Source organism: Rhizobium sp. P1_E6 (genome assembly GCF_056405875.1).
The window spans coordinates 1-6190 of record NZ_JBFUBG010000171.1; the positions used below are offsets into that span (position 1 = coordinate 1).

General features: G+C 61.0%; 7 protein-coding genes. 2 read left to right on the forward strand and 5 right to left on the reverse strand.

The genetic code is table 11. The features are described 5' to 3' along the window. The 5 genes from ccmI to AC1D35_RS34485 all read right to left on the reverse strand — a co-directional run bounded on the left by ccmI (window position 1) and on the right by AC1D35_RS34485 (window position 4155). The gene (gene ccmI, locus AC1D35_RS34465) at window positions 1–1143 is read right to left on the reverse strand and encodes a c-type cytochrome biogenesis protein CcmI (protein WP_477942362.1); all 1143 of its coding nucleotides are present in this window, start codon (window positions 1141–1143) and stop codon (window positions 1–3) included. 97 nt (window positions 1144–1240) lie between these two features. After that, on the reverse strand, window positions 1241–1666 hold the full coding sequence (locus AC1D35_RS34470) for a hypothetical protein (RefSeq protein WP_113301653.1): 426 nt from the start codon (window positions 1664–1666) through the stop codon (window positions 1241–1243). Between the two features lie 121 nt (window positions 1667–1787). Then, a complete protein-coding gene (locus AC1D35_RS34475) occupies window positions 1788–3191 on the reverse strand; it encodes a sensor histidine kinase (protein ID WP_113310074.1) in 1404 nt (467 codons plus the stop codon). After that, the gene (locus AC1D35_RS34480) at window positions 3181–3852 is read right to left on the reverse strand and encodes a response regulator transcription factor (RefSeq protein WP_113301651.1); all 672 of its coding nucleotides are present in this window, start codon (window positions 3850–3852) and stop codon (window positions 3181–3183) included. The genes AC1D35_RS34475 and AC1D35_RS34480 overlap by 11 nt, the downstream gene beginning before the upstream one ends. Before the next feature lie 54 nt (window positions 3853–3906). Next, complete coding sequence (locus AC1D35_RS34485) at window positions 3907–4155, reverse strand: hypothetical protein (RefSeq protein WP_113301650.1); 249 nt, start codon at window positions 4153–4155, stop codon at window positions 3907–3909. A 287-nt stretch (window positions 4156–4442) separates the two neighbouring features. Between AC1D35_RS34485 and AC1D35_RS34490 the strand changes: the two genes are divergently transcribed. Beyond that, window positions 4443–5657, forward strand: a complete 1215-nt coding sequence (locus tag AC1D35_RS34490) for an MFS transporter (RefSeq protein ID WP_113310073.1) — start codon at window positions 4443–4445, stop codon at window positions 5655–5657. 40 nt (window positions 5658–5697) lie between these two features. Then, the gene (locus tag AC1D35_RS34495) at window positions 5698–5943 is read left to right on the forward strand and encodes a hypothetical protein (protein ID WP_113310072.1); all 246 of its coding nucleotides are present in this window, start codon (window positions 5698–5700) and stop codon (window positions 5941–5943) included. The last annotated feature ends 247 nt before the right edge of the window (window positions 5944–6190 follow it).

Consider the following 6190-nt stretch of genomic DNA (forward strand, 5'->3'; position numbering starts at 1 on the left):
TCATTCCACCGATCCTTCCGTCGCGATGCCGAGTTCCTTGCCGAGCGCCAGGAGCTGCCTGCCCTGATCGCCCGATGCCGGGAAGGCGGCAAGCCCGCGCTTCAGGGCGGTCGCGGCGCGATCCTTGTCGTTCAATACGGCGTAAGAGCGGACAAGGCGCATCCAGCCCTCGAAATTGTTGGGATCGGCAGACAGTTTGGCATCCAGGCTTTCCACCATGCCGCGGATCATCTGCTGCCGGTCGCCGCTGTTCATCGTCTCGGCCGCCGCGACATCTTCGGCCGTCGGGCCGCCCGGTGCGGCAGGCTCACCTGCAGAGGCGACCGCCGTGCCGCCGTTTTTGGCGATGTGCTCGTTGACCAGCGGCAGCCACGGCGCATCGGCCGGCGACTGCCTGGCGAGATCCTCGAAGGCACCCCGCGCCTCGCCGGGTCGGCCAGCCTGCTCCAGGCTCAGCGCGATGTAGAAACGCGCACGCGGGTTGTTCCGCTCAAGAGATAGCGACCGTTCCAGCACCTTGCGCGCATCTTCCGTCACCACACCTTCGGAGATCGCCATCAGCGTTTCGGCAAGACCGTCGAGGCGCGCGGGGCTTGGGCCAAGCAAACGGATGGCGTTGCGATAGGCGGTCTCGGCATCGGAAATACGCATGGTGCTGAAGTAGATCGGCGCCAGCACATCCCAACCTTTGCCGTCGTCAGGATTCTGCGCCAGATGCCGCTCCGCCTTGGCGACGAGAACGGCCATATCATTGCCGGGATTGGCAAGCCGGGCTTCCAGCGGCTGGGACGGCAGGTCGGGCCTGCCGGTATTCATGTAAAGACAGAGCCCGATGACCGGCAGGAGCAGCACGATGAAGGCTTCGGTCAGGCGGTGATGCCTTGCAGGCTTGCCTTCTTCGGTCGGAGCAACACCGGAAACGGCGATCAGCCGGCGGCCGATCTCCGCGCGGGCGTAATCGGCCTCGTCAGCACTGATCAGGTCGCCCGAGAGATCCCTGTCGAGTTCGCGCAACTGGTCGCGATAGACGGCAGCCTCACCGGCACGCGTATTTTCGGCCGCCTTCGCTCCACGCAAAAGAGGGTAAAGCAGAATGGCGGCAACGGCCGCCGTCAGGATAGCCACGAGAATCCAGAACAGCATATCGGCCCAAATACTTGAAGCGTGCGCCCTTTCCAACTGCCAATGCCTGAATGACGAAGATTTGAGGCTATTGGCCGCAAGATAACGGGAAGAGAGATCAGCCGAGCGGCGACCAGGTGCCATCTTCGTTGCGACAGGCGACACCGCGTGCCAGCGTATCCTTGCCATCGACAGTGACGGTGTGAGTGTACTGGCGGCAGTTCTGCGAGCCTACCTGATAAGGCGCTGCGACCACGACGCTGCCCTTGGCATCGCGACCGGTCCAGGTGACCGGCTGCCCGACGCCGGCGCCTTCCAGAGCACGGTATTCAGCTTCCAGCGCCCGCTGCTTGTCGCTGTCACCAAGCTCTACGCCGGTGTGGCCGACGATACCGCCCTGCAAAGCCGCGATGAAAGCGGCCGAAGCCGGAGGCTTGCCGCCGCCGAAAAGACCGCGCGTAGAACCTTTCGTCGTCGTGCAGCCAGAGAGCGCAACGGCGACGATAAGGGAAGAAACGATCATGCCTTGCCAACGTAGAGTCATTGCAATCGAACCACGATCAGGGGTGTCAACATAAGCCGATCGAAGTGCAGCGTCCCCGTGTCAGCATTAAGGCAAAGCATGCTATACATTTGCCACTATCTTTGTGACATCAAGCAGTTGCTCATGCAACATCCTTTGTCACAGCCGGCAGGATAAGCTTGGCTTTCAGCCCGCCCCATTCCCCGCGAGTGAGTTCCAGGCGGCCCTGATACTCATTGGAAATCTCCGTGACGATGGAGAGGCCAAGGCCGGTTCCGGGCTTGCTTTCGTCCAGCCGCCGGCCGCGCTTCAGCGCTTCGCGGATCTGGTCGGGCTCCAGCCCCGGGCCGTCATCCTCGACGGCAAGCTCGACCCAATGCTTGCGGGCGCTGGCTTCTATTCCCTTCACATCCTCGCCGGCTTCGACCGCCGAGAGACGCACCTTGCTCCTGGCAAAGCGCGCGGCGTTTTCCAACAGGTTGCCGACCGTCTCCTCGAGATCCTGCTGCTCCATGGCAACAGCCAGGTGTGGCGGCTGGACGACCAGTTCGAATTCGGTCTCGACGTTCAGGCGGCGCATGACGCGCACCAGCCGCTCCAGCGCCGGCTCGGCCTCGGTTCGGGCCAGCACGGTTTCGCGCTGGGCGGCAATGCGCGCCCGGTTGAGATAGGACTGCACCTGCCCCTGCATGGCCTCGGCCTGGTTGCGCACCAGTTCGCCATGCGACTTTTCAAGCACGCGCGCCTCGTTCAGCAGCACGGCGATCGGCGTCTTCAGCGAGTGGGCGAGATTGCCGACCTGCATGCGGGCCCGCTCGACGATGCGGCGGTTGCTGTCGATCAAGGCGTTGACCTCATTGGCAAGCGGCAGGATCTCGCGCGGGAAATCGCCCTTCAGCTGCTCGCTTTCGCCGGCGCGAACGCGTTCAAGGGCTGCGCGCGCCTTGTCGAGCGGCTTCAGGCCATAGAGAATGGCGAGCGCATTGACGATGAGACTGCCGACGCCGAAACCGGCAAGCGCCAGATAGAGCCGGTGGGAGAAATTGCGGACATCGTCCTCGACGACGTCGACATTGCCGGTGACGCGGAAGCGCGCGGCGCGGCCATCGGTGTCGAGCACCACTTCGGTTTCGGCCACCTGCACCCGGTTTCCGGAGGCGTCCGTCACCTGGTAATAGCGCTCGTAATTCTTGTCGAAAGGGGCTTCCACGACCGACAGAACGGGGATGGTCGCCGAACCGAGCGACGGCGAAACGAGTGGTGCCGTCGTATAGGTGCCTAGCGGTTCGACCACCCAGTACCAGCCGGTTTTCGGCTGGGCGAAACGCAGGTCGCCAAGCTGCGGGCTGCCCGCGAGCGCGCCCTGATCGCCGATCGTCACGGAATTGATGACATTATAGAGCTGGGCGCGCAGCAGGTCTTGAAAGCCCCGCTCCGCGCTTCGTCTGTAGAGTGTCGAGATCAACAGGCCGATCACCACCAGTGCCACCGTCGACCAGACCGTGGTCAGGAGCAGCACGCGTGCGGTGAGTGACTTAATTCGCATTGGTCGGCGTTTGGATGCGGTAACCGAGACCGCGCACCGTTTCGATCAGGTCAACGCCCATCTTCTTGCGYAAGCGGCCGACGAAGACCTCGATCGTATTGGAATCGCGGTCGAAATCCTGATCGTACATATGCTCGACCAGCTCCGTGCGCGACACCACCTCGCCCATGTGATGCATGAGATAGGCAAGCAGCCTGTATTCATGCGAGGTGAGCTTCAGCGCCACGCCATTGACGATCGCCTTGGAGGACTTGGTATCGATCCGCACCGGGCCGCAGACGATTTCGGAGGAGGCATGGCCGGCCGCACGGCGGATAAGCGCGCGGATGCGGGCCAGCACTTCCTCGACATGGAAGGGCTTCGTCACATAGTCGTCGGCGCCGGCATCGATCCCGGCCACCTTGTCGCTCCAGCGGTCGCGGGCAGTCAGGATCAGCACAGGCACGGTGCGGCCGGCGCCGCGCCATTTTTCGAGCACTGTCACGCCATCCAGTTCGGGCAGGCCGATATCGAGAATGATGGCATCATAGGGCTCGGTATCGCCGAGGAAATGGCCTTCCTCGCCATCGAACGCCTGATCGACGACATACCCCGCCTCTTTCAGCGTGTCGCTCAGCTGCCGGTTCAAATTGACGTCGTCTTCGACTACCAGAATGCGCATCGCTTCGCCTTCATCCGCTGCAAATCACTGATGATATGAATAAGCCGATTCCGTTTACATCGGAACCTTTACCGTCACCTTGCGCGGACGCTGGCCATTGCCCTGAACGAGAACGGTGATGATGCAGGCGTCGCCCACCGGCTGCACGGAAAGAAGCTGGCCACCCGTCTCGTCCACGACCTGCTGGGCTGCGGCGCTGCAATCGCGCGCTACACGCAGGACAAGCGTGTGGGTATCGTCCGGTGAGGGCGCCGAAACCGCCAGCCCGGCGGCCAATGCTGCGACGCTCAGAGGAGAGGCCATGTGCTGTGCTTTCAATGTAATGCCAACTTGTCCCGAATATGTACTCAAGCGACCTGAATGGCAAATGAATGCACGGCAATGCAGGCCTTTTAGAACAATTCTCGACTATTGCGCGAAATATACGCGATTCCTGAATGATGGGCAGAAAATGCCGTTAACACACTCTGTCGCAAGGGAAATCTTGGCGCCTTCAAAATCCGTACCGGATTTGTTCGATCGACGCCTTTCGCCATCAGGTTGAAGCTGCTATCGCTTGGTCCACCTTCATTCATTTCATTCCAGAATCCATGCAAAAATCATTTTCGCTTCGTACGGCGCAGACGGTTGGCGTGCTCGCCGTCACCCAGCTTATCGGCTGGGGCACCACCTTCGATATGCTCGGTGTCATGGGCCGTGTCATTGCGCCCTCGCTGGGGCTGCCGAATGAAGCGATCTTCGCCGGCCTGACCGTCATGATGGTCATCAGCGCACTTGCCGGTCCCACCACCGGGCGTTGGCTCGGCCGCTATGGCGCGGCCAAGGTGCTGGCCGCCTCGTCGATCACCTTCGCGATCGGCCTGCTGCTGCTTGCAGCCGCCACCAATATCATCGTCTATGGCCTCGCCTGGGTCGTCATCGGGCTCGGCGGGGCGCTCGGCCTTTCGGCACCCTGCTACACGGCCGTCGTGGAGCGCGAGGGCGCAAACAGCAAACGCGTCATTGCCATCCTGATGCTGTTCACGGGCTTGTCGGCCACCATCTTTTGGCCGATCCTGACGCTTCTCAACGAGAGCTTCGGCTGGCGCGTCACCTTCATCGTCAGCGCCTGCCTGCAATTCTTCGTCTGCCTGCCGTTGCATCTCTTCGGCCTGCCGAAACCGGTCGCGAGCCACACGCAGGGGGCTGCCGCCGAAACGCCGCCCATCGAGCTGACGCCGGCCGACCGACGCAAGGCCTTCCTGCTGATCGCGGTTTCGACCACGCTCGGCACCTTCATCACCTTCGGCGTCTCGCCGTCATTGCTCGAAATCTTCCGCCAGTCCGGCGCATCGACCGCCCTTGCACTGCAGCTCGGTGCGGCCCGCGGCGTGATCGGTATTTCGGCGCGCGCGCTCGATATGCTGCTCGGCAAGCGCGGCAATCCGATCCTGACATCGGTGATGGGCGTCAGCCTGATGCTTTTCAGCTTCCTGATGCTCTTCATCGTGCCGCCATCGACGCCGCTGCTCGTCACCTTCGTGCTGCTTTACGGCTTCGGCTCCGGCGTGCTTGCTGTTGCCCGCGCGCTGCTGCCGCTCGCCCTCTTCTCGCCCAGGGAATACGGATTGCAGGCGGCTCGCCTGTCGATGCCGCAGAACCTTGCCAACGCTATTGCCCCCGTCATATTCACCGCCATCCTCGACCGCGCCGGCGTCGGTCCGACGATCATCACCTGCGCCGTGCTTGCCGCCATCGCAATGGTCTTCGTGCTGATGCTGATGGCGCTGGTGCGCAGCGCAAGACCGAGCATACAGCCGGCCTGACCGGAGGCGGTTCAGCCGTCCACGGCTGCCGGAGGCTGGCTTGGCTTTCGAGATCTGGCTTTTAATCTCTCTTGATTATGATGTTCTCAGAATCGAACTGCGAACTGGCACGCTGCCATCTGGCGCGGAGAGCTTCGTTGCCGCAGCATCAGCCGCTGCCAATCCGCTAATCTTCGGAATCGTTTGCGGCTTTTTTCTCAAGGGTTGTTTCCGGTCCTTCACAGATTGGTGCATCTGTCATCGCCGCCGATTCCAGTTTCTTGTCTATCTCTTTGAAAATGAATAAGAATTTTAAAAGTGAGCCACCAATGCAGTGATTTGGGAGCTAAGTCATTGATAATGAATAAGTGATTCACTTGACCTCAAAATTACGCGTAAAGAATTTCAAACCAGAGACAGTGCCCGTTGAAATTTTTTTATATATATTTTTGGCGCCCGATGGATCACTTATTCATTATCAATGGCTTAGCTAAAAATCCGCCACACAATACGACATTTTCGCAAATTCCTATTCATTTCCAATTGGATAGATC

Coding starts and splice junctions, on each gene's coding strand:
- ccmI (WP_477942362.1), bottom strand. CDS start 1,143: ATGCTGTTCTGGATTCTCGTGGCTATCCTGACGGCGGCCGTTGCCGCC.
- AC1D35_RS34470 (WP_113301653.1), bottom strand. CDS start 1,666: ATGACTCTACGTTGGCAAGGCATGATCGTTTCTTCCCTTATCGTCGCC.
- AC1D35_RS34475 (WP_113310074.1), bottom strand. CDS start 3,191: ATGCGAATTAAGTCACTCACCGCACGCGTGCTGCTCCTGACCACGGTC.
- AC1D35_RS34485 (WP_113301650.1), bottom strand. CDS start 4,155: ATGGCCTCTCCTCTGAGCGTCGCAGCATTGGCCGCCGGGCTGGCGGTT.
- AC1D35_RS34490 (WP_113310073.1), top strand. CDS start 4,443: ATGCAAAAATCATTTTCGCTTCGTACGGCGCAGACGGTTGGCGTGCTC.